Genomic DNA, 22479 nt, shown 5'->3' with positions numbered 1-22479 from the left:
CCAGGGCCGATGGTACTTGGGGGTCTACCCCCGGGAGAGTAGGTCGCTGCCGGAAAATATTTTTCATACCCCCGGTCTATAACCCGGGGGTTTTTGCATGTATTAAGGCCGGACACTGGTTCGACCTCGGGTCATGATGTTAAAGTACCCTTAAGTTCAGAGAAGGAAAAAGCTTCGGCATCCATCGTATGGCAAAGAATGGCATGCCTCAAATCACAGGACAATTGCTTTATCCAGAGCTGCGTGATATGATAAAAGCTAAGATTTTTTACAACGGGGGGATTGGGTTTGTATCTGCTCGCGCAGCGGTTAACCGAATGGCTCAGGGAACAGGTCTCTGAAAGGGGCGCCCGGGGTTATGTGGTAGGTTTGAGCGGTGGTATTGATTCCGCTGTTACGGCTGTATTATGTAAGCGGGCCTGCCCGGATAACGTTCTGGGGGTAATCATGCCCTGCTATAGCAATCCCCTGGATGCGGAGGACGCCAGGCTGGTGGCCAGGACCTTTGATATTCCTTTTAAAGAGATCGTGCTCGACGAACCCTTTGCCCTTCTGGTTCGCCTTTTGACCGGTGAAGATTACAACGTGGAGAGAAAGGATCTTTCCATTATTAACATCAAGCCGAGGCTGCGCATGACCACCCTTTATTTTTATGCTTCCCGGCTGCAGTACCTGGTTGCCGGGACGGGCAACCGCAGTGAACTAACCGTCGGCTATTTCACCAAATATGGTGACGGAGGAGTAGACCTTTTACCCATTGGCAACCTCGTCAAGCGCCAGGTTTATGAGCTGGCCGAATACCTCGGAATACCGCGGCGTATTATAGAAAAACCCCCTTCTGCCGGTTTATGGGCCGGGCAAAACGACGAGACGGAAATGGGTATAACATACCAGGAGCTGGATGAATTTATCCTTACCGGGAAGGCCGACGACCGGGTACGGGAGGTTGTCAAGCGTCTGGCGACCAAAAATGCCCACAAAAAGCAGATGCCGGTCCTGCCGCCCTTTTAGTCTTTTGGGGATTTAAAGTAACCAGGCTTTTATGGTGGCAGGGCCGATCGCCTATATATGACATTGACATTGTCTTAAATGATTAACAGCCCCCGGTACTTTATGGTAGGTGAGGAGGTTTCAGTAAGAGATGTCCGGTCATTCCAAGTGGTCAACCATCAAGCGGAAAAAGGCCAAGGTGGATGCCCAGAGAGGCAAAATATTTACCCGCTTGTCCAGGGAAATTATTGTGGCGGCCCGTTTAGGAGGCGGAGACCCCGACGCCAACCCCAGGCTGAAAGCGGCAATACAGCGGGCTAAAGAAGCCAATATTCCCAACGAGAACATACAGCGGGCCATCCAGAAAGGTACCGGTGAACTGGGCGCGGCCAACTACGAGGAACTGATTTACGAGGGCTACGGTCCCGGTGGGGTGGCGGTCATGCTGGAGATCATGACCGATAACCGGAACCGCACCGCCGGGGAGATCCGGCACCTTTTCTCCCGTCACGGCGGTAATCTGGGGGAAGCCGGCTGCGTCTCCTGGATGTTTTCCAAAAAGGGTGTTATTGTGGTGGAAAAGGACGGCCTGGATGAGGATGAGTTAATGCTAAACGCCCTGGAGGCGGGGGCCGAAGATGTGAAAGCCGAAGAAGACGAGTTCGAAATCATTACCGCTCCCGAGGACTTTGAACAGGTGCGTCGCGCCCTGGTGGAAAAGGGCGTACCCATTGCCGAGGCCCAGGTTACCATGGTTCCCCAGAGCACGGTTAAGCTTGCCGGCAAAGAGGCGGAGCAAATGATGCGTTTGATGGAAGCTCTTGAAGATCACGACGATGTTCAGGAAGTGTACGCCAACTTTGAACTGGAGGATTACTAGGGAATAAACTTGGAGAAGTATGGTTCCGGCAAAAAGTGGCAACAATATAACTGATAACCACTGCTATGTTTAAGGAGTGTCCGGAGCCATGCTCAAAAGGCTTCTCTATGCCTTCGCAGGATTACTGATCATGCTTGGAGTGGCCATCACAGTCTACCTGGGCTTGAACCTGCTGGGAGAGCCGTCAATCAAGCCCGGACTGGCCCTATTTAAATCAAACGACCAATCCGTCCTGCCGGTGAAAAGCGACACCTTTGTCCAGGAAGAAAAAGAATATCTTTGCGGTGACATCCACATTGTCTTTTTGGGTCGTGCCCCCCGGGAGCTGCTCGGGTTAGACCGGGTAGACCTGGCCAGGCGATATCCTCCTGCCGAGGGATGGAGCATGGAGGAGCAGGGCAGGATGTTAATATTAAGGCAGCGGGTCAAGGATTTCTGCCCGGAACACAAAAACTACCGTCACCTGGGTGTTCATGAAGGCTATCTGGCCGTATACGAAGGACCCCTGGGTTACGATGAAAAACTGCTCCGGGTGGAGAAAAACATGCCCGTAGCTGAACTGCACCCCGATTTACAGCTAAAGTTGCACAAGGCGGGCGATTTTAACCGCCAGGATCCGGAAACCCAGGCTATTTTGCGGGCGGAACTGGAGTTTCCATCGGAACAGGCGGTAAACGCCATGCTGGAAAACCTGGATGAGGCAACGGAGTCCGGGACTAATCCCGGACTTGATTTTTGAATTGGTGGCAGGAGCCCGGGCGGGTGGTGTGGAATTTTTTAGAGGGGGAGAGGGTTCTATGCGGGTTATTGGTGTTGATCCGGGTACGGCCATCACCGGCTATGGCATAATTGAACTGCAGGGAAACCGGCTGACGGTGGTAGCCTACGACTGCATTACAACACAAGCCGGTCTGCCTATGCCTTTCCGGCTGCAGCATCTTTACCGGCAGTTGGAACTGGTGCTTAAACTCTATCAACCCCAACAATTTGCCGTGGAAGAACTTTTTTTTAACAAGAATGCCCGCACTGCCCTGGCCGTGGGACAGGCCCGGGGGGTAACCCTTCTGGCCGCCGTCAATGCCGGCCTGGAAGTAGCCGAGTATACTCCGCTGGAGGTCAAACAGGCGGTGGTTGGTTACGGCCGGGCGGCCAAGGAGCAGGTCCAGTACATGGTGCGGGCTCTCCTATGCCTGCCCGAGGTCCCCCGCCCCGATGATGTCGCCGACGCCCTGGCGGTGGCCATCTGTCATGCCCACCGGCTTGGTGGTGGAGAGGCAAAAGGGAGGAAAACCCTTGCATGATTGCCTTTCTCAGTGGTAATCTGTTGGAAATACAGGAGGATGGCATCATTGTGGATGTCAATGGGGTAGGGTACCTGGTGCGGGTACCCCTCTCCATGGTAAGCCTTCTACCGACAAAAGGGCAGCCGGTGCGCCTGTATACCCATTTAATCTGGCGGGAAGACGGGCCGGCCCTCTTTGGTTTTTCCAGCCGGGTGGAACTGGAAACCTTTCGCAGTTTGTTAAATGTGGCCGGGGTAGGCCCCCGGGCGGCCCTGGCTATTCTCTCTACGGTAACCCCCGGCACCTTGCGCCGGGCGGTGGAGGAGGAAAATGAAAACGTCCTTACAGCCGTTCCCGGGATAGGCAAAAAAACGGCCCGGCGTATTATCCTGGAGTTGAAGGACAAACTGGCAGACATGGTTTTCGAGGTTGACGGTACAGATGACACAGGTGAAACAGGTACTCCGGGGAACGAGGGGGAAGCCGTAGCTGCTCTGGTGGCTTTGGGTTACGCCCAGATGGAGGCCCGCCGGGCCGTCCGGCAGGTCCGCCAGCAGGCTGCTTCCGGTTCTACCGAAGAGTTGCTACGGTCCGCCCTCCAGTGGCTGGGCCGGCAAAAAAACGCTTAACCGGTGATGGGGGTGTTTACCCTTGGAAGAAAGGCTGCTTTCCACCGCTTTTCGGTCGGAGGATGGGGAAGGTGAATACACCCTGCGGCCACGGCGGCTGCAGGATTTTATCGGCCAGGAAAAAATTAAGGAAAGCCTGTCCATTTTTATAAGCGCGGCCAGGGAGCGGGGGGAAGTGCTGGATCACGTGCTTTTATTTGGTCCCCCTGGCCTGGGCAAGACTACCCTGGCCGGCATCATCGCCAGCGAGCTGGGGGTGGGCATCCGGGTCACATCCGGCCCGGCCGTGGAACGCCCCGGCGATCTGGCAGCCATTCTGACCAATCTCTCCCTGGGAGATGTGTTGTTTATTGACGAGGTCCACCGCCTGAGCCGGCCGGTGGAGGAAATACTTTACCCGGCCATGGAGGACTTTGCCCTGGATATTGTCATTGGTAAAGGGCCGGGGGCCCGTTCCTTACGCCTGGAGCTGCCCCGGTTTACCTTGATTGGCGCCACCACCCGGGCCGGACTGCTTACATCTCCCCTGCGGGATCGCTTTGGGGTAATCTGCCGGCTGGAATATTACGAAGTCAACGAGCTGGTGCAGATCATTTCCCGTTCGGCCCATATCCTCGGGATCCCTATAGAAATGGAGGGGGCTTTAGAGATTGCCCGGCGCTCCCGGGGAACACCCCGGGTGGCCAATCGTCTATTAAAACGGGTGCGGGATTACGCCCAGGTCCGGGCCGGAGGCATAATCACCCGGGCAGTAGCTGTGAAGGCGCTGCAATTTCTGGAGGTGGACCCTCTGGGCCTGGATTATACCGACCGGCGCCTTCTGCGCATAATTATAGAGAAGTTTAACGGCGGGCCTGTGGGCCTGGATACCCTGGCGGCAGCTGCCGGCGAAGAAGCGGGCACCCTGGAGGATGTTTTTGAACCCTACCTTTTGCAAACGGGACTCCTGGCCCGCACACCCCGGGGGCGGGTGGCCACCCCTGCGGCCTACAAACACCTCGGCTTACCTTTAAAACGAGATCCTGTTCAAGCCAGCTTGTGGTAAATTGTGGTAAGTATCGCCGTCACAAAATGAACATGGGCGGCGTGCGGCACTGAAGGGGCATTTTTAAGCGACGGGAGACGACCGCCGCCAGGCAGCATGTGCAATTTCTAACAGGGTGATGTCCAATGAAAATACTGCTGCATACCTGTTGTGGCCCCTGTACCATCTACCCCCTGGACTACCTGCGCCGGGAGGGCCACACGGTTCACGGCTATTTCTTTAATCCCAATATCCATCCCTACACCGAATGGTTGAAACGTAAGGAAACTTTGGAAAAATATGCCCGAGAGCAGGAACTGCCTGTCATTTTCGATGAGCACTACCCGCTGGAGCAATTTTTACAGATGGTGGTTTACCGGGAAACCCGGCGCTGCCAGTTCTGTTATGCCCTGCGCCTGCGGCAGGCGGCCCGGGTGGCCAGGCGGGGGGGTTTTGATGCCTTCACTACCACCCTGCTGGTCAGCCCCTTTCAAAAACACGATTTGCTCCGGGAAATTGGCGAGGCCGTAGGTGAGGAAGCGGGGATCCCCTTTTACTATATGGATTTTCGTCCCGGTTTCAAGGAAGCCGTTGCCCGTTCTAAGGAGCTGGGTATGTATCGCCAGCAGTATTGCGGGTGCATATATAGTGAAAAGGAGCGCTATTACCGTTCTTCCAGAAGAGAAGGTGCAGGTGAAGAGAAATGATGGACAGTTTAGGCAAAATGCTCGCCTTGATGGGTATCCTCCTGCTGGTCGTTGGCGGCCTGCTCATGGCATCGGAGAGGCTCTTCCACCTGGGCCGTCTCCCTGGAGACATCTTCATCCAAAAAGGTAATTTTACCTTTTACTTCCCCGTTGTTACTTCCATTATCTTGAGCATTGTCCTTACGTTAATTCTAAACCTTATTTTTCGACGGTAGCTCCTGAATGGCAGGAAACTGGGTGAAACTGTCGAACTTACCTGGACAGGGATAATTTTAACAGGGATAATTTTACCTCCAGGGGGTTTGTGGTTAGTGTTTAATAAGCGGTTGAGTTCAGCTATCCTTTTTTTAGGACTGCTGGCCCTGTTGGGCTATCCCGCCTTGCCTGCACTGGGGGAGGTCGTGGTGGCACCTTATGACGTCCGGGTCGGCCTGGTACAGCAGGCCAGCCAAGTTACGTTTTCAGTAACGGGAAATTATCAACTGGTTGACTATTATACCAGCAAGATCATATCTGAAGTTGTTCCCGGCCAGCGCTGGGAAGTGTGCTTTTCCCCCAGCGGCCTGGAATTGTACAGGGATGGTAACCGGATTGGTTGCTTTACCGGCCCTGTGGGGGTACGGGGCAAGGTATTACAGGTGGACGTTCTTTCGGGGACAGGAAAACAATTAGAGCGGGAGGGCGGCCTGCACGCCCTTGGGGCAAACGACAAGAGGGTCGTGCTCAATAATCTGGCGGGCGTCAGCGTAATGGGTGCCGGCGGGCAAATGAAAAAAATTGCCCCTGCCGGGGGGCTGAACCTGGTTACCCTCTACCAGGGAGATCAGGCCCGTCGCTACAGGGGCAATATGGAGTTCCGTCTGGATGGCAAGGGGATCACGGTGGTTAACCAGTTGCCCATCGAAGAATATCTTTACGGGGTGGTGCCCGCGGAGATGCCTGCCCACTGGCCGGTAGAGGCACTGAAGGCCCAGGCGGTGGCCGCCCGCAGTTATGTCCTGGCCCAGTTGGGGACCTATGCAAGCCAGGGTTTTGATGTGCTGGCCACCCAGGCAAGCCAGGTATATCGGGGATACGATGGTGAGCAGCCCGCCGCCAGCAAGGCGGTGGATGAAACCAGCGGAGTGGTGATGACCTACCGCGGGCGGCCCGTCAGTGCCGTTTTTCATAGCTCAAGCGGCGGGTACACCGAGAATAGTGAGGACGTCTGGAAAAACCAGGTGGATTACCTGCGTGGCCGGCCGGACCCGTTCGATCGCAACCCCCAGAACAAGCATTACGACTGGATCAAGACTTACACTGCCGAGCAGCTCAAGGAGCAATTGGCTGCATCGGGCTACCGCTTCAGTGAAATTTACGATTTAGTAGAAATGGAGCGCACTTCCACCGGCCAGCGGGTGAAGTGCCTTGTGGTTAGCGGTTTGGGCCTGGACGGCCAGCCTTTAACCATCGAAATCGGCCATGATCCTCTTAAAGGAAAAGCCGATGAGGTGCGCCGCGCCCTGGGATTAAAAAGCGCCTGTTTTACCATGGAAAAGATCATGACAGGCAACGGGGCGCCGGGGCAGCAGGAGCCGCCGGCTGATCAGGTCGTACCCGGTCAGCGTCAGCAGGATAACCGCCCCCGTTTATTAAAGGTCACTTTCCGGGGCAGCGGTTGGGGCCACGGTGTGGGTATGTCCCAGTACGGCGCCCTTGGCATGGCTTCCCAGGGTTATAGTTACCAGGAAATCTTGAAATACTATTATACAGGTGTCCAGATAGTTTCTAATTACGGCGCCTGAAGTTTGGGTGATGGTTTTTTGGGCTTACAATTGAGTGACTTTGATTACGATCTGCCGCCAGAACTAATAGCCCAGGACCCTGCTCCCCGCAGGGATGAGTCCCGCTTGATGGTGTTGTTCCGGGATGATGGCCGAATGGAACACCGGTTGTTCCGGGACATCGTGGAGTACCTTTCACCACAGGATGTGCTGGTGGTTAATGATACCCGGGTTATTCCGGCCCGGTTGACGGGCTGCAAAGCCCAGGGCGGGGCAGAAGTAGAGGTTCTACTTCTCAGGCCGCTGGACGAATGGCGATGGGAGGCGCTGGTGCGGCCGGGGCGGCGGTTGAGGCCTGGTACCCGCCTGATCTTTGGCGACGGCTTGGCCGAGGGTCTGGTGGAGGATGTGACTGAGACGGGTGGGCGGGTAGTGTCCTTTACCTCGGCTCTCCCCTTTGAGGAGGTGCTGTCCCGGCTGGGCAAGATGCCCCTGCCTCCTTACATTAAAAAGTACCCGGAAGATCCCGAACGTTACCAGACAGTTTACGCCCGGCAGGAGGGGTCCGCCGCGGCTCCCACCGCCGGGTTGCATTTTACCACGGAATTGCTTGACAGGATTGAAGCCAGGGGAGTGCAACTGGTCCGGGTGCTGCTGCACGTGGGATTGGGCACCTTCCGGCCGGTGAGGGTCCAGGATATCACCCGGCACCACATGCATGCCGAATATTACGAGGTTACTGAAGAAGCCGCCCGGGCCATAAATGTGGCCCGCGCCCGGGGTGGGCGGGTGGTGGCCGTGGGCACGACCACCACCCGGTGCCTGGAAACGGTGGCGGACACCGACGGGCAAATCCGGCCCGGGACGGGGTGGACGGATATCTTCATCTATCCCGGCTACCGGTTTAAGGCCGTGGACGCCCTGGTGACCAACTTCCACCTGCCTAAATCCACCCTTTTAATGATGGTCAGCGCCTTTGCGGGCCGGGAAAAGATTTTACACGCCTACCGCACGGCGGTGGAAATGCGCTACCGCTTCTTCAGCTTTGGCGATGCCATGCTGATTCTTTAGAGAGGTAGAGAGATCCGTGACCGTTAGCTTTTCCATCATCAAGGAAGATGCCCGCACCGGGGCCCGGGCGGGGGTTCTCCATACCCTTCGAGGGGACGTAGAAACCCCGGTGTTTATGCCCGTGGGTACCCAGGCCACGGTGAAAACCATGACTCCCCGGGAAGTATGGGACCTGGGCGGCAGGCTGATCTTGAGCAATACCTATCACCTGTACCTCCGTCCCGGCGCCGACCTGATCCGGGAGGCCGGGGGGCTGCACCGCTTCATGGGCTGGACCGGCCCTATCCTCACCGACAGCGGTGGTTTTCAGGTTTTCAGCCTTGCGTCTCTGCGCCGTATTGAAGAAGAGGGCGTCTGGTTTCGTTCCCATATAGACGGCAGCGAGCACTTTTTCAGCCCTGAAAAGGCGATGGCCGTTCAGGAAGCTCTGGGTTCGGATATCGCCATGGCCTTTGACCAGTGTGCCCCCTATCCCTGCACCTATGAAGAAGCGCGGGAAGCCATGGAACGGACCAGCCGCTGGGCGTTGCGTTGTAAAGAAGCCAGGCGGCGGGAGGACCAGGCCCTGTTTGGCATTGTTCAGGGAGGGGTGCACCGGGACCTGCGGGAAAAAAGTGCAAAGGATTTGGTAGAGCTGGATTTTCCCGGATACGGCATCGGGGGGCTCAGTGTGGGGGAACCTAAGGATATCATGTATCAGGTTCTGGACTATACCGTTCCCCTGCTGCCCCGGGAGAAGCCCCGGTATTTGATGGGCGTGGGGTCGCCCGACTGCCTGCTGGAAGGGGTGGCCCGGGGGGTGGATATGTTTGATTGCGTTCTGCCTACCCGCATTGCCCGCAATGGGACTGTTTTCACCCGTGACGGGAAACTGGTGGTCCGCAATGCCGGGTATGCCCGGGATTTTCGCCCCCTGGACCCGGAGTGCGATTGTTATGCCTGCCGGCACTTTACCCGGGCCTACATTCGCCATCTCATTAAGGCTAACGAAGTGCTGGGCATTCGCCTCACCACCATCCATAACCTGCATTTTGTTCTCGAGTTGATGAGAAACATTCGCCGGGCCATTTTGGAAGGCAACTTCTACGATTATAAGGAGGCATTTCTGGCGCGCTGGAACAAAAATTAAATTTTTCTCCCCATCTTAAGAGGGAATTGCCATTCCGGCACGAATAATAACTTCTCAGGAGAAAGGAGGACTCATATGAACCAGCAGGTTGTTTCGTTGCTCTACATTGTAGCCCTGTTTGCCCTGCTCTATTTCCTGCTCATTCGCCCCCAGCAGCAACGGCAGAAAAAGCACATGGAAATGATCCGTAACCTCAAGGTAAACGATCCCATTGTGACGATAGGCGGTATCTATGGTACCATAGTAAAGATAAAGGATGATACCCTGGTGGTACGGGTGGCGGACAATGTGCGGATTGAGATCTTGAAAAATGCCGTTGCCCAGGTCAGACCACGGGAGGAAGAAGAGGAAAAGGAAAAATAGCCCTGGTTTCCTGGAAGAGTAGGCCATTCCTACTCTTTTTCTCCGTAAACATGTTATTGGCTAAAATGCCTGGCGTAAGTTTTAAGTGGGTTTTTATGGTTAAGGAGATGGGAATTCTTTGATTACCCTGGAAGATATCAAAAATAACCCGATCGTGGACAGCTTCATCCGCAAGGGCAACGAGTACCTGGGAGTAATGGGTTTCACTGAGCACAGCTACCGGCATTTAAACCTGGTGAGCAGTATTGCCCGTAGTATCCTGGAACGGCTGGGGTACCCCGAAAGGGAAGCCGAACTGGCGGCCATCGCGGGTTACCTGCACGACATAGGCAATGTAGTCAGCAGGAACGACCATGGTATTTCCGGGGCGGTTCTGGCCTTTTCTATTTTGAACGGCATGGGCATGCACCCAGATGAGATAGCCACGGTAATTTCGGCCATCGCCAATCACGAGGAGCAGTACGGCCAGCCGGTCAACAATGTGGCGGCGGCCCTGATTGTGGCCGATAAGTCCGACGTACACCGTTCCCGGGTGCGCAACCAGGACTTTGCCACCTTTGATATACACGACCGGGTAAACTATGCCGTGGAGCATGCCTTTATCTGGGTTGACAGGGAAAAACGCACCATTACCATGGATCTCACCATTGACATTAATATCTGCCCGGTAATGGAGTATTTTGAGATCTTCCTTACCCGGATGACCCTTTGCCGGCGGGCAGCCAACTTTTTGCAGTGTAATTTTGAGCTGATCATAAACGGTTCCAAGTTGCTTTAGTGCATTGAAAGGAGAAAGAAGCAGGCAATGAAGTGGAATAAGATTTTAATTTTGGCAGTTATAGTGGTTATTGTGTCCCTGGCCACGATGGCCGCCGTGGCTCCGGTTTGGCAGCAAAACCCCTACCTGGGGAAATACCTGCCTCTGATCAAGGACGCTGTCCTGGGATTGGACCTGCGGGGCGGCGTCCATGTGGTACTTGAGGCCCAGGATACACCCGAGGCAAAAGTGACCCCCGACAAAATGAAGCAGCTGATGGCCGTAATTCAGCGCCGGGTGAACCAGTTCGGGGTGAGCGAACCGGTCATTCAGCAACAGGGGGAACGCCGGTTAATTGTAGAGCTGGCCGGTAATATTGATCCCGAAAAAGCCGTGCGTGAAATAGTAAAGACGGCCTACCTGGAGTTCAAGACCGAGGACGGCAAGACGGTGGTAACCGGAGCCGACTTAAAGGATGCCATCGAATCCAAGGACCCTGCTTCCGGTCAGGTGAAAGTGGATCTTACTTTTAATCCACAAGGAGCCAGAAAATTTGCCGAGGCTACGGCAGCCAACGTGGGCAGGCATATCGCCATTATTTTGGACGGCAAAGTACTGCAAAACCCGGTGGTGCAGGAGGCCATTCCAAATGGCAAAGCTCAGATCACCGGCTATCAGTCCCTGGAGGAAGCTCATAACATTGCCGTCCTGCTTCGTTCCGGTGCCCTGCCGGTAAAAGTGGAGATTGCCGAGAAACGGGCCATTGGGCCGGCCCTGGGGGCAGACTCCCTGAAAAAATCCGAGCACGCCGGAGTGGTGGGTGTGCTGGCCATATTGATCTTCATGGTTATGTACTACCGCCTGCCGGGACTGGTGGCCGATTTTGCCCTGCTGATCTACGCCCTGATTGTCCTGGCTATTTATGTGGGCCTGCATGTGACCATGACCCTGCCGGGCATCGCCGCCTTCCTGTTGTCCCTGGGCATTGCCGTTGATGCCAACGTGATTATCTTCGAGCGGCTGAAGGAGGAGCTGCGGACCGGCAAGAGTTTGCGCTCGGCCATTGATGCCGGGTTCAAGCGGGCCTTTACCGCTATCTTCGACTCCAACGCCACCACCCTCATTGCCGCCCTGGTGCTTTATTTTTTGGGCACCGGTCCCATCCGGGGCTTTGCCGTGACCCTTGGTATCGGTATTGTGGCCAGCATGTTTACGGCCATCAGCGTAACCCGGTGGTTGCTGCACCTGGTGGCCGCCAGCGGACTGGTAAAAAATGCAAAAGCTTACGGGGCATAGGGGGTTGAAGGAAAATGCACTTTATTAAACTGCGGAAAATCTGGTATGCCATATCCATCGCGGTTATTTTGCCCGGATTGATCTCCCTTATGCTTCAGGGGTTGAATCTCGGCATTGATTTTACCGGCGGCAACTTGCTGGAGGTCCGCTTTGCCAGGCCGGTGCCGGTGGAAAAGGTGCGGCAGGTGGTGGCTGCCCAGGGCCTGGAGATCAGCCGGGGTATTCAGAAAAGCGGTACCTCCGATTATATCATTCGCACCAGGCACCTGACCCAGGATGAGCAGGAAAAGCTGGTGGCCGCTCTGAACGGCCTGGGCAAAAATACCATGCTGCGCAACGAATCGGTAGGTCCCACCATCGGGCGGGAGCTGACCACCAAGGCCATCCTGGCCCTGTTGATAGCTTCGGTGCTAATGGTTATTTACATCACCATTCGTTTTGAGTTCAAGCAGGGAATTGCGGCCATTATTGCGCTCCTGCACGATACCCTGGTCGTTACCGGTATTTTTTCCCTTTTCCGGATTGAAGTCGATAGTTCCTTTGTGGCGGCCCTCTTAACCATTATCGGTTACTCTATTAACGACACCATTGTTATTTTCGACCGCATCCGGGAGAATATGCTGGCCCGCAAAAAAGGGGAATGCCTGGAAGATGTGGTTAACGCCAGCCTGTGGCAAACCCTGACCCGGTCCATCAACACGGTGCTGACCGTAGTTTTTGTGCTGGTGGCCCTTTATTTCCTGGGCGGCAGCACCATCCGCAACTTTGTCCTGGCCATGCTCATTGGCGTGGTCAGCGGTGCCTATTCCTCCATCTTCAACGCCAGCCCCCTGTGGGTGGACTTCAAGCTCCTGGAAAAGCGGGCCAAAGTAAAGGAAGCCCGCGCTTAGGCGGGTTCACTAAAATGTAATTGTTCAGTAAACCCGCTACTATCGGCACCATAGCCGGGTCACTGAACACTTCTCTAAAATAAAAGTAATCTTGCAGTTGTACAAAGCGGTGGCAAAATACCGCCGCTTTTTATTTTTGCCCCGTCCAGGGAATGAAAGTTTTTTGTTTAGCATCGACCGCACGGGGAAAATTAAAATTAAACCATGCTCACGGGAGGCTGGTCCCGGTGGATGAAAGGGAAAGGCGCATTTTGGAAGCCCTGCGGGACAAAATTACCGAGCTATCCATTAACATGGAAAAGATGAAACTGGCCGAGTATGTTCAGCTTTTAGAACAGCCCGGGAGGCTGCTCTACGTTAATTTTCTTTCCGGCCTGGCCCGGGGTGTGGGGGTAGCGGTGGGTTTTGCCCTGCTGGGGGCCATCCTGATTATGATTTTGCAGCGGCTGGTGATGCTCAACCTGCCGGTAATCGGCGGTTTCATCGCCGAGATTGTGGCCATTGTCCAGAGCCGCCTGGGCGGCCCCTAAAGGAAGGGCACCAGCCGACACCAGCCACCCCATGCGCACAAGTGCTGGAGCCAAAGGAGGATTCATGGTGGATGCACAACAACTGGCGGGGATACGCCGCCGCCTGGAAGAAGAAAAACAAAGACAGATGGGGCTGATTAAAGGCATAAATGAGGGTGGCCTGGCCACTTCCATGGCCGATTCCATTGGTGAATTGTCCCTTTACGACAACAACCCGGGCGACATCGGCACGGAAATGTTTGAGCGCAGCAAGGATTTCGCCTTGCGGGAGGATGCCAAAATCAAGATCCGCGCCATTGATGAAGCGCTGGCCAGGCTTGACCGGGGCACATACGGCACCTGCGATATCTGCGGGGGAACCATTGATCCCGGAAGGTTGGAGGCCATTCCCTATACTACCGTTTGTTATCGTTGTCGCTTGAAGGATGAAAAGCGCCCGGTTAGCTCCTACCGTCCCATAGAGGAGGAAATCATTAAGGATCTTTACCAGACCAGCTTTGAAAAAGACATGGATAGTGTTATGTATGATCTGGAAGACTCCTGGCAGGAGGTGGCGCGTTATTTTGAACACGCCGGGCAGGCTGGAGCCGGGGCTTACTACGGCCCCAATGAGCTGGCCGGGGAGGACCGGGGGTACGTGGAAGAGGTAGAAAACATCCCGTACGAAATAGGCGATGACGGGGTGATTTACGAGAACCGGCGCGGCTATGATGACGAAAGCGCACCCTCCGAACGCATCGATGTGGGCATCGAGCACAGCAAAAAGGAGGAGGACAGTTCCCCTCACGGCTAAGTGTAAATGCCGCTGTGGGTAACGGCATCACCCGTACGAAAAAAACAGAGGATGAAAAAGGCGGCCCAGCACTCACTGAATTAATGATTTCTTTAAGTACAGATAGCGAGCATGTGCAATATGTCTTCCGCAAAGGCAATCCTTCACCTGTGAGTACTGGGCGGCCCGAAGCGAACCGCGGTGCACATCTTACGCGAAGCACTGGAGTGAGCGAGGACAGCGCCGCATCCAACCGGGTTCGCTGAACATTTACAGGCCGGGAAATTTTCTTGTCCCCCGTTGCCCTTAAAAGGAGCACTGTGCTATACTATCGATATACAACCGGAACGAATCAGCAGGCCGGCCCTTTTTAAGGTAACGGTTTCACCCGCGGGACTTCATTTCGGCTTCCGGGATGATGCCCCCGGGTCTGTTTTTTATGGGAGTGGTGGGCTTGGACGATAAAGTAAAGATCGCCAGGCTTTCGGTCATTTCAAATACCCTGCTCACCGGCGGCAAATTGGCTGTTGGTCTGGCTATGAATTCGGTAGCAGTTATTTCTGAAGCATTGCACTCAGGTCTTGACCTGACGGCGGCGCTCATTGCTTATGCCTCGGTGCGACAATCCTCCCGTCCGGCTGATGCCGAGCATAATTACGGCCACGGTAAGTTTGAGAATGTGGCTGCCATTATTGAAGCGCTGTTAATTGTCGCTGCCGGGATCATGATCGTGCTGCAGTCCATTCCCAAACTCCTGGGCGCCCGGGAGGTGCACCACCTGGGCCTTGGCATGGCGGTGATGGGGCTGTCGGCAGCCGTCAACCTGGTCATTTCCAGCCTTTTGATGCGTACCGCCAGGTACACCGGTTCCCCGGCCCTGGAAGCCGATGCCTGGCACCTGCGTACCGATGTCTACACCTCGGCGGGAGTGTTTATGGCCATGCTGGCCATTCAACTGACCGGCTGGTACATCCTGGATCCCCTGATCGCCCTGGTCGTTTCCCTCTTCATTTTCAAAGCGGCTTATGATCTCCTGCGGGGTTCCTGGGGCAGCATTGTTGATGCCCGCCTTCCCGACGATGAAGAACGGTTAATCCGGCAGGTTCTAACCTCCTATGCCGGTGAATTTGTTCAGTTCCACGACCTGCGTACCCGCCGGGCGGGTTCGGACCGCTACATAGATTTTCACCTGGTGGTTCCCGGTTACCGTCCCATCGCCCAGGTGCACCAGCTCTGTGACGCCATCGAAGACGACATCTGCCGGCAGTTGGCCGGAGCCAGCGTACTTATCCATACCGAACCCTGCCGTCCGGGCACAAGCGATTGTCATGTTTGCCGGGTGCATGTCTCCCTGACCCCCACCACTCAAAAACGCAGCTGTGAGGAATGTCGCGCCTGTGCTCTGGATACGGATGGGACAGCGCCTGAAGGTGGTGAAAGTGGCTGAAAACATCTTCAGGCAGGAAAAGAGCCCGTTGGAGTCGAATATTTTAGTAAAAGGGGTGAAGGAAAAATCCTGCACCCCTTTATCGTTACCATTAAATCACAGCCCTCATGCTCCCCCAAAAAGAGCGGCTGCCGCGTAGTAATAAAAGTAATAGACGGTGGGCAGACCGGGGGTGAATCATGAGGACCTGAAGGATGGTGCTGCCGGTGGAGGATTTAGATCACCTCCTTGCCCTGGCCAGGTCAGGGGATGGTACGGCCCGGGAAAGATTGCTGGCTGAGTGCCGCCCCTTTATAGCCCGGGTTACTGCCGGGCTTTGCCGCCGGCATCTGGAATGGGGTTTTGATGACGAGCTGAGCATTGCCTTCATTACTTTTAATGAAGCCATTGACCGTTACGAAGAGGACCGGAAGGTGCCCTTTTTAGCTTTTGCCCGGCTCATGATTAAGAGCCGTGTTACTGATTACCTGCGTAAGGAAGCTAGGGCGTCCGCCCACATGGCCGGGTCACTGAACAGTGAACAGGAGGATCTATCCGTCAGCCCCCTTGAGTCATCGCTGGCCTGGCAGGATTACCTTGCCCGGGAGGCAGCCCGGGAAAGGGAAGAAGAGATCAGGGACTATGCTAAAATCCTGGCCGAATTTGAGATCTCCTTTTCCGAACTGGTACGCTGTGCACCCAGGCATCAGGATGCGCGACGGGTTTTGCTGGGAGTTTCCCGTCTCCTGGCTGCCGATGATTCCCTTTTCGAACACCTGATGAAAACAAAAAAATTGCCCTTGAAGGAGCTTTCCCTGGTTACCGGTGTGCACCGCAAAACCCTGGAGCGGGGCCGTAAATATATCATTGCCATGGCCCTCTTATGGCGTAATTGCCATGAATTTTTATACCTTTGTCATTATTTAAGAACCAGCGGTAAAGGAGATTGAAGAAAAATGATTACCGGCATCGTCGTGGAGATCAAGGCCAAAACATGTGTCGTTCTCACCCGGGACGCGCAGTTCCGGGAAATTCCCCTGCCCGCCGGTGGAGTGCGTCTGGGTGAAGAGATTTGCTATATTCCACGCAGGCGCGCTATTTTCTGGCAGTCTTTAATGGCCGCCGCATGCCTGTTGATTTTCCTGGGTGCAGGTCTTCTGTATCATGGTTGGTTGACCCAGGCGGTGGCCTATGTTTCCATGGACATCAACCCAAGTGTGGAAATGACCCTGGATCGGCGGGAGTACGTGTGTGAGGCTAAAGGCTTGAATGCCGCAGGAGAAATCCTGCTGTCCCGGGCCGCAGTTCTTGGCCGTCCCGTGGAAGAGGCCATTGATTCCATCCTTACCCGGGCGGTCCAGGCCAACTATCTCCTTCCTTCTCAAAACAACGTCGTGCTGACCACCATTACCGCGAAAAATGGACAGGAGCCGGCTCTGCAGCCGGGGAAGATATACCAAACCATCGTTAAGTCCCTGCAGTCGACGGGAGTGCCGGCCGAGGTGGTGGTGGAAACTGCTACACCGGAGATCCGCCGGCAGGCCCGCAAGTTCGGCCTGTCCACGGGCCGTTATCTAATCCACGTGGAGGGGAGCAAAAAGGGCCTGGATATTGGCCTGGAAGAGTTAAAGCGGGAAGGTATGGCCAGCCTTGAGAAAGAGAAGGGTATAGTGATCGGGGAAGTGCTGGGCAAACACGGCTATACCGGGTGGGTGGATCTGCCCAAACCGGTTTCCCAACCGGGTCCTGAAGCCAGGAGTAATCATCGTTTACCCGGTTCGGTAAATAACAAAGGTCTTGAGCGGGTTTCCATAACGGAGGATAAAACCCCCCGGGTGCACCCCGGTGCCGGTGCCCCGGAGCAAAAAACAAGTGGCCCTGTTAAACCGGTTTTACCTGACGATGCCCGGGAACTGCCCGGCCTGCGTACCCAGGGAGTTCCTCCGCATGGCTATGATCAGGAACATAATGGCATCAAGGAACGCAACATTAAGAACGGGGAGCCAGATGGTAAAGACCTGTATGATAATGATAATCAAGACCTTCGTGATAACAAAGACCTTTCCGGCACCACAGGTCGTGATCAGGACCTTCGCCATGACAAAGAGTTAAAAGATAGCAAAGATAGAAATAACAACCAAAACAGTGATAAAGCTGCATTGCCAGGCAGCCGGCGAAAGTGGTAGAATGTAGTTACCTGGATCACTACCAGCAGCAGGGTAAGGGGGGATTCAAGATGCCTGCGTTGGTACAATCCGCCGGCGATGTCCTGGCCAGGTCATTTAAACGGGAAAAAACCGTGGAGGAATTAATGGTTTCACTGGAAACCTGCCGGACTATTCCTGCGGATGATAGCCTAAAGGATGCCATTTGCCTGCTGAAAAGAGTTGCCCTTCAGTCACGGGCAGGAGCCATTCCACCCCTGGTGGTGTTGGAAGGAAAAGTCCCCGTTGGATTATTAAAAGTTGACCACCTGCTGGCCCTGGCCCACTTGCCACTGCCCCAAAGGGAATCTTATGCCGGATGGTCAATTTCCTTCCCCCAGGAAGAGCCCCCTTCCTATATCGGCCTGTTTACCTCACGCGGTCAAGAAATGGCCAGAAGAAAAGTGCGGGAGGCCATGCGTCCCTTTCCCGTATCGCTAAAACCCTGGGATTCTTTGAGCCGGGCGGTCTACCTTATATCCAAAAGCGGTTTTGAAATCCTGCCGGTGGAGGAAAAGAACCGGGTGGTAGGTCTCCTGCGCGACAAGGAGCTTTTTCTCGAACTGAGCAGGATCGTCACCGGCGGGTAAAAAAACAATAAAGGACCGGGCAAAAATAACCCGCCATTTCAGGCGGGTATATTGTGTTTGCTTATTCCTTTACGCAACGATATACCGTGATTGGCGGGCGTCCCCGGCCGCTGGCCCTGCGGCGTATGGTGTTTCCTTATACTTTTTTACGCCTCCCTGTACTTAGACAGCACTTTGGCTGCAGGCCGGTTTTCCGAGCGGTAGAGAACGTTGTTCAAGAGAGTTGTAACCAGCCCCAGTACGGCTGCCGCTGCCAGGGTTCCCACCAGGGATACCAGCCCGTGGTAGTGGTGCCAGAAGAGCAGGTAGACCGTGGATACCACAATGGACATGATCATGAGCGGGAAGGCCACCTTCATGTAGCCGAGGAAGGAAATGGGGTGGCCCCTCTTTTCCGCCATGCCGATGACCACCACGTTGGCGGAAGCGCCGATGGCCGTACCGTTGCCCCCCAAACACGCCCCCAGGGAAAGGCTCCACCAGAGCAGGTTCAAGTCCGCTATTCCACCCAGGCGCCCCATATCCTGTATGAGCGGGATCATGGTAGCCACGAAGGGGATGTTATCCACAAAGGCCGAGGCCAGGGCGGAGATCCACAGGATGAGCATGGCCGCGGGCACCAGCTGTCCCCGGGTGACTTCCAGGGAGAAGCGGGCCACGGCTTCAATAACCCCCACCTTTTCCAGCGCTCCCACCACTACGAAGAGACCGACAAAGAAAAAGATTACCGGCCATTCCACCGCGTGCAGGGCGTGCTCGGGATCCTCCCGGGTAATCAGCAGCAGCAGGCTGGCCCCGGAAAGGGCGATGACACTGGATTCCAGGTGCAGGTACTGGTGCAGGACAAATCCGGCAATGGTCAGTAACAGCACTACCAGGCACTTTTTCAATAAAACGGGATCCTTAATTTCATCCCTTTCATTTAAGAGCATAATTTTTTCCTGCAGTTCCGGGCGGGCTACCAGTTGGCGGCGGTAGATCAGGCGCAGGAAGAAAATTGTTAGTATATAGATAACTGCAATTACCGGCGTCAGGTTGATGACGAAATCCATGAACCCAACGTGGGTCTGACTGCCGATCATGATGTTGGGCGGGTCGCCGATCAATGTGGCCGTGCCGCCAATGTTGGATGCCAGGATTTCAGCAATAAGAAAAGGTATGGGACTGATCTGCAACTGGCCGGCGATGGCAAAGGTGACGGGGACGATCAGCAGCACCGTGGTCACATTGTCCAGAAAAGCCGAGAGTACTGCCGTAACCAGGGAAAGGGCGGCCATGATGCGCAGGGGCTCACCCCTGGCCTGGCGGGCCGCCTTGATGGCCAGGTATTCAAAGACACCCGTCTGGCGGGTGATGCCTACGATGATCATCATGCCCACCAGAAGGCCGATGGTGTTAAAGTCAATGGCATGGGTCGCCTCTTCGGGGTTCAAAATCCCGGTGAGGGCCAGTATTGCTGCTCCCACCAGTGCGGCCACCGCCCGGTGGATTTTTTCCGAAACAATCAAGGCGTAGGTGAGCAAAAAGACGGCCGTGGCAAAGATTACCTGGGTTTGCTCGGACAAGGTTCACCCCTCCTATGGAGATTTAAGTAGGCATCGCACAGCTCCCGGTTGACCGAAAACACTTCCCTGACAAATTCCAGCTGTTCCCGGGAGACCTCCGGCAGGGCAGCCGCATGCTCTGACGTGGTCACCACGGCCAGGCTGGGTACGTATTTGCCGTCGGGTATTTCCACACCGTTTACCAGAGCCCCATGACCGACAAAGCACCCCCGACCCAGGCGGCTTTTTACCACCATGGCCCTGAACCCCACAAAAGTTTCGTCCCCGATTTCGCACGGCCCGTGGATGATCGCCCCGTGGGCCAGGCTGCACCTCTGGCCCACGGTTACGCTGCCGCCTTTAAGGCAATGGATGACCACACCATCCTGAACATTGCTGTATTCGCCGATGACAATGGGAAATCCTTCATCGGCCCGGAGCACTGCCAGGGGATATACGGCAACCCCATCTTTAATTACCACGTCTCCCATTAAAACCGCAGTTTCATGAATAAATGCATTCGCGCTCACCACGGGGAAACCCCCGGGTTTCCAGCCGACCATCGGGGCCTTCTGCAGCATCTTGTGTTCCTCCTTTTGAGGCAAGCGGGCCCGCCGTGTACGTGCGTCTGGCCCGCTTCCGACACGTCCCGCTCCCGACACCTTGTTTTTATTTTACTAGTGCTGATTTTATTTTACCAGCTTATTTTACCAGTGCCGGCACACCCAGGAGCGGCCAGACGGTCAGGGCAAACACGGCCAGCAGTACAAGGGCCATAATACTGGCAGGGATGCCGGCAACGAAGAACTCACCGGCAGTGAACTGTTTGGACTCGTAGGCGATGGCGTTGGGTGCAGCCCCCACCAGCAGGCAGAAGGGCAATCCTGCCGCGGCCAGGGAGGTCCACAGGATCAGTTCCGGGTTGACCCCAAGGTATTTGGCGATGATCAGGGCCACGGGCAGGGTGATGGCAATGGCGGCCACGTTCATGATGAAGTTGGTCATAACCATTACCAGGAAGAAGATGGCCAGCACGAAGATCAACCAGGGAGCCTGCTTAAACATGCCCAGCCAGTGTACGGCCATCCACTGGGCGGCCCCGGTCTGCCACAGGCAGAAGCCGATGGACATGGCTCCGCCGAATAGAAGGACGATATTCCAGGGAATCCGCTTTTCCAGATCCTCCACCGTAAATAAGCGGGTCAGGAAGAACAGTAACCCCAGCGTGAGCATAATGGCGCTCTTGTTCAGGCTTTTCAGCGCCGGGATGAAGTTTTGCGAAGCCAAAAGAGCTACCACTACCGCCACGGCTACACCGACAAAGATTTCCTGTTTGGTCAGGGGGCCGAGGCTGGCGGAGAGTTCTTTCACCTTTTCCTTTAGACCGGCAATGCGGTCTTTTTCCGGCCTGAACCAGATGATCATCAAAAGCCAGATTAAGAGCATCATGGCGAAGCCGTAAAGGACCATGACCTCAGTATAACGGGCAAAGCTGATTTCCTGGCCCGTAATCTGCTTGTAGAACCCCAGGGCCACTACACCCCGGGCGGCTCCTAGCAAGGTAATCAGGCTGCCCGCTCCGGCGGTGAAGGCCATGCCGATGAACAGGGCCTTGCCGAACCGGCTGGTTTCACCTTCTCTGGTGCCGTAGAGCCCCAGAATGGCCATTAAAATGGGGAACATGGTGGCGGCTACGGCCGTGTGGGCCATGAAAAGGGTCAGGATAACGGTAACCACGAAAACTCCCAGAAGGATCATTCTCGTGTTTTCACCGGTGATCTGCAGCATCTTAAAGGCCAGCCGCCTGGTCAGGCCCACTTTGGTAAAAGCCAGGCCGACCATTAAAGAACCGAGGATGAATAATACCGACGGATCCATGAAATCCCTGAAGGCAACGTCGGCCGGCCGGATGCCAAATAAAGCCTGGAAGATACCGATGGCCAGGGCGGTAGCCCCGATGGGAATAACCTCGAACACCCACCAGATGCCGGCTAAAAGGAACAGCCCGATGGCCAGTTGACCTTGCCGGGAAAGGGCGAACTCTTTGCCCGCCGGATCCACGGCTACCGGCAGCGGGGGTAAGAAGTAAAGCAGGAAAAACAGTCCCAGGCCAAGGGCGATAAATACGGTGCGCCTTAAATCCCATTTGAGTTCTTTTTGCAACTCAAGTGGTCTGGCCGCCTCTGAAGGACGGGCGGCGGTTTGGGACCGGGCGCGCCCGGTGATATCTTCTAAAGTTTTGGCCATGAAAACCCCTCCTTTTAAGCAAGGACCCCAGAAGATAGGACCAGCCATTTTCCCGGTATGCCAAACTTGTTTGAGGAGATATACGAACTAATCAAAGAACCTGCATACACTTATCCCTGCTTGCATTTCCCCATTGTCACTGAAAATTTGGTGCAGCCAGACAGAGCTCCCGCCACCCCCTTCGTGCCGTATTCCCGACAAATTGTGAACTTATGTACTATTGTGGGTGTGAAAAAGCCATGTAACAGAAAGTGCATAGCCGGGTAAGTTTTGCGTCAATTGGTGCTTGATCGTTTGAATTGCAGTTGAGGAAAAACTCCAGAAAGGCTTGCGTTTTAAGTTCTGAATTATGAATGTGAGATAAGACACATTTAAGTTGTGAAT

The 22479-nt window shown here is 55.1% G+C and carries 24 protein-coding genes; 21 read left to right on the top strand and 3 right to left on the bottom strand.

What is annotated here, in order from left to right; all coding sequences use genetic code 11:
* Positions 1-288: 288 nt before the first annotated feature.
* From nadE to J2Z49_RS11660, 21 genes are all read left to right on the top strand, one after another.
* Positions 289-1011 (top strand): NAD(+) synthase, encoded by a 723-nt coding sequence (nadE, locus tag J2Z49_RS11760; protein WP_307403154.1) that lies wholly within the window; start codon positions 289-291, stop codon positions 1009-1011.
* Positions 1012-1141: 130 nt separating this feature from the next.
* Positions 1142-1870, top strand: a complete 729-nt coding sequence (locus J2Z49_RS11755) for a YebC/PmpR family DNA-binding transcriptional regulator (RefSeq protein ID WP_307403153.1) — start codon at positions 1142-1144, stop codon at positions 1868-1870.
* 88 nt (positions 1871-1958) lie between these two features.
* On the top strand, positions 1959-2609 hold the full coding sequence (locus J2Z49_RS11750; protein ID WP_307403152.1) for a hypothetical protein: 651 nt from the start codon (positions 1959-1961) through the stop codon (positions 2607-2609).
* Positions 2610-2667: 58 nt separating this feature from the next.
* Entirely contained in the window at positions 2668-3171 is a 504-nt protein-coding gene (gene ruvC / locus J2Z49_RS11745; RefSeq protein WP_307403151.1) for a crossover junction endodeoxyribonuclease RuvC, read from the top strand.
* The gene (ruvA, locus tag J2Z49_RS11740; protein ID WP_307403150.1) at positions 3168-3782 is read left to right on the top strand and encodes a Holliday junction branch migration protein RuvA; all 615 of its coding nucleotides are present in this window, start codon (positions 3168-3170) and stop codon (positions 3780-3782) included. The genes ruvC and ruvA overlap by 4 nt, the downstream gene beginning before the upstream one ends.
* Positions 3783-3804: 22 nt before the next feature.
* Positions 3805-4827 carry a Holliday junction branch migration DNA helicase RuvB gene (gene ruvB, locus J2Z49_RS11735; RefSeq protein ID WP_307403149.1) on the top strand — a complete coding sequence of 341 codons (1023 nt, stop codon included), beginning with the start codon at positions 3805-3807 and terminating at the stop codon, positions 4825-4827.
* A 125-nt stretch (positions 4828-4952) separates the two neighbouring features.
* Positions 4953-5513, top strand: coding sequence for an epoxyqueuosine reductase QueH (locus tag J2Z49_RS11730; RefSeq protein ID WP_307403148.1), 561 nt, complete (start codon positions 4953-4955; stop codon positions 5511-5513).
* Positions 5510-5728 carry a DUF2905 domain-containing protein gene (locus J2Z49_RS11725; protein WP_307403147.1) on the top strand — a complete coding sequence of 73 codons (219 nt, stop codon included), beginning with the start codon at positions 5510-5512 and terminating at the stop codon, positions 5726-5728. Before J2Z49_RS11730 ends, J2Z49_RS11725 begins: the two co-directional genes overlap by 4 nt.
* Positions 5729-5824: 96 nt before the next feature.
* Entirely contained in the window at positions 5825-7297 is a 1473-nt protein-coding gene (locus J2Z49_RS11720; protein ID WP_307403146.1) for a SpoIID/LytB domain-containing protein, read from the top strand.
* 18 nt (positions 7298-7315) lie between these two features.
* Positions 7316-8347 carry a tRNA preQ1(34) S-adenosylmethionine ribosyltransferase-isomerase QueA gene (gene queA / locus J2Z49_RS11715; RefSeq protein WP_307403145.1) on the top strand — a complete coding sequence of 344 codons (1032 nt, stop codon included), beginning with the start codon at positions 7316-7318 and terminating at the stop codon, positions 8345-8347.
* A 16-nt stretch (positions 8348-8363) separates the two neighbouring features.
* Positions 8364-9476: a tRNA guanosine(34) transglycosylase Tgt gene (tgt, locus tag J2Z49_RS11710; RefSeq protein ID WP_307403144.1), complete on the top strand. Its 1113-nt coding sequence runs from the start codon at positions 8364-8366 to the stop codon at positions 9474-9476.
* Between the two features lie 75 nt (positions 9477-9551).
* Positions 9552-9839 carry a preprotein translocase subunit YajC gene (yajC, locus tag J2Z49_RS11705; RefSeq protein ID WP_072869201.1) on the top strand — a complete coding sequence of 96 codons (288 nt, stop codon included), beginning with the start codon at positions 9552-9554 and terminating at the stop codon, positions 9837-9839.
* Between the two features lie 118 nt (positions 9840-9957).
* The gene (locus tag J2Z49_RS11700) at positions 9958-10617 is read left to right on the top strand and encodes an HD domain-containing protein (RefSeq protein ID WP_307403143.1); all 660 of its coding nucleotides are present in this window, start codon (positions 9958-9960) and stop codon (positions 10615-10617) included.
* Between the two features lie 27 nt (positions 10618-10644).
* Entirely contained in the window at positions 10645-11892 is a 1248-nt protein-coding gene (gene secD, locus J2Z49_RS11695) for a protein translocase subunit SecD (RefSeq protein ID WP_307403142.1), read from the top strand.
* Between the two features lie 14 nt (positions 11893-11906).
* On the top strand, positions 11907-12782 hold the full coding sequence (secF, locus tag J2Z49_RS11690) for a protein translocase subunit SecF (protein ID WP_307403141.1): 876 nt from the start codon (positions 11907-11909) through the stop codon (positions 12780-12782).
* A gap of 227 nt (positions 12783-13009) precedes the next feature.
* Positions 13010-13312, top strand: a complete 303-nt coding sequence (locus J2Z49_RS11685) for a DUF5665 domain-containing protein (RefSeq protein WP_121452566.1) — start codon at positions 13010-13012, stop codon at positions 13310-13312.
* Between the two features lie 67 nt (positions 13313-13379).
* Positions 13380-14105 carry a TraR/DksA C4-type zinc finger protein gene (locus tag J2Z49_RS11680; protein ID WP_307403140.1) on the top strand — a complete coding sequence of 242 codons (726 nt, stop codon included), beginning with the start codon at positions 13380-13382 and terminating at the stop codon, positions 14103-14105.
* 433 nt (positions 14106-14538) lie between these two features.
* Positions 14539-15531 (top strand): cation diffusion facilitator family transporter, encoded by a 993-nt coding sequence (locus J2Z49_RS11675; protein ID WP_307403139.1) that lies wholly within the window; start codon positions 14539-14541, stop codon positions 15529-15531.
* A gap of 194 nt (positions 15532-15725) precedes the next feature.
* The gene (sigI, locus tag J2Z49_RS11670; RefSeq protein ID WP_307403138.1) at positions 15726-16460 is read left to right on the top strand and encodes an RNA polymerase sigma-I factor; all 735 of its coding nucleotides are present in this window, start codon (positions 15726-15728) and stop codon (positions 16458-16460) included.
* Between the two features lie 6 nt (positions 16461-16466).
* Complete coding sequence (locus J2Z49_RS11665; RefSeq protein WP_307403137.1) at positions 16467-17696, top strand: anti-sigma factor domain-containing protein; 1230 nt, start codon at positions 16467-16469, stop codon at positions 17694-17696.
* A gap of 50 nt (positions 17697-17746) precedes the next feature.
* Positions 17747-18304, top strand: a complete 558-nt coding sequence (locus J2Z49_RS11660; protein WP_307403136.1) for a CBS domain-containing protein — start codon at positions 17747-17749, stop codon at positions 18302-18304.
* Positions 18305-18450: 146 nt separating this feature from the next.
* Here the strand turns inward: J2Z49_RS11660 and J2Z49_RS11655 are convergent, their stop codons facing one another.
* From J2Z49_RS11655 to J2Z49_RS11645, 3 genes are all read right to left on the bottom strand, one after another.
* Positions 18451-19869: an ArsB/NhaD family transporter gene (locus tag J2Z49_RS11655; protein WP_307403135.1), complete on the bottom strand. Its 1419-nt coding sequence runs from the start codon at positions 19867-19869 to the stop codon at positions 18451-18453.
* Positions 19848-20429, bottom strand: coding sequence for a gamma carbonic anhydrase family protein (locus J2Z49_RS11650; protein WP_307403134.1), 582 nt, complete (start codon positions 20427-20429; stop codon positions 19848-19850). The genes J2Z49_RS11655 and J2Z49_RS11650 overlap by 22 nt, the downstream gene beginning before the upstream one ends.
* Before the next feature lie 121 nt (positions 20430-20550).
* Positions 20551-22095: an SLC13 family permease gene (locus J2Z49_RS11645; RefSeq protein WP_307403133.1), complete on the bottom strand. Its 1545-nt coding sequence runs from the start codon at positions 22093-22095 to the stop codon at positions 20551-20553.
* Positions 22096-22479: the final 384 nt, after the last annotated feature.

Origin of the sequence: Desulfofundulus luciae (genome assembly GCF_030813795.1) — a bacterium.
Classification (GTDB): Bacteria; Bacillota; Desulfotomaculia; order Desulfotomaculales; family Desulfovirgulaceae; genus Desulfofundulus; species Desulfofundulus luciae.
Note: the sequence above shows the minus strand (reverse complement) of the source record. Positions and strands in the feature narration are given on the sequence as shown.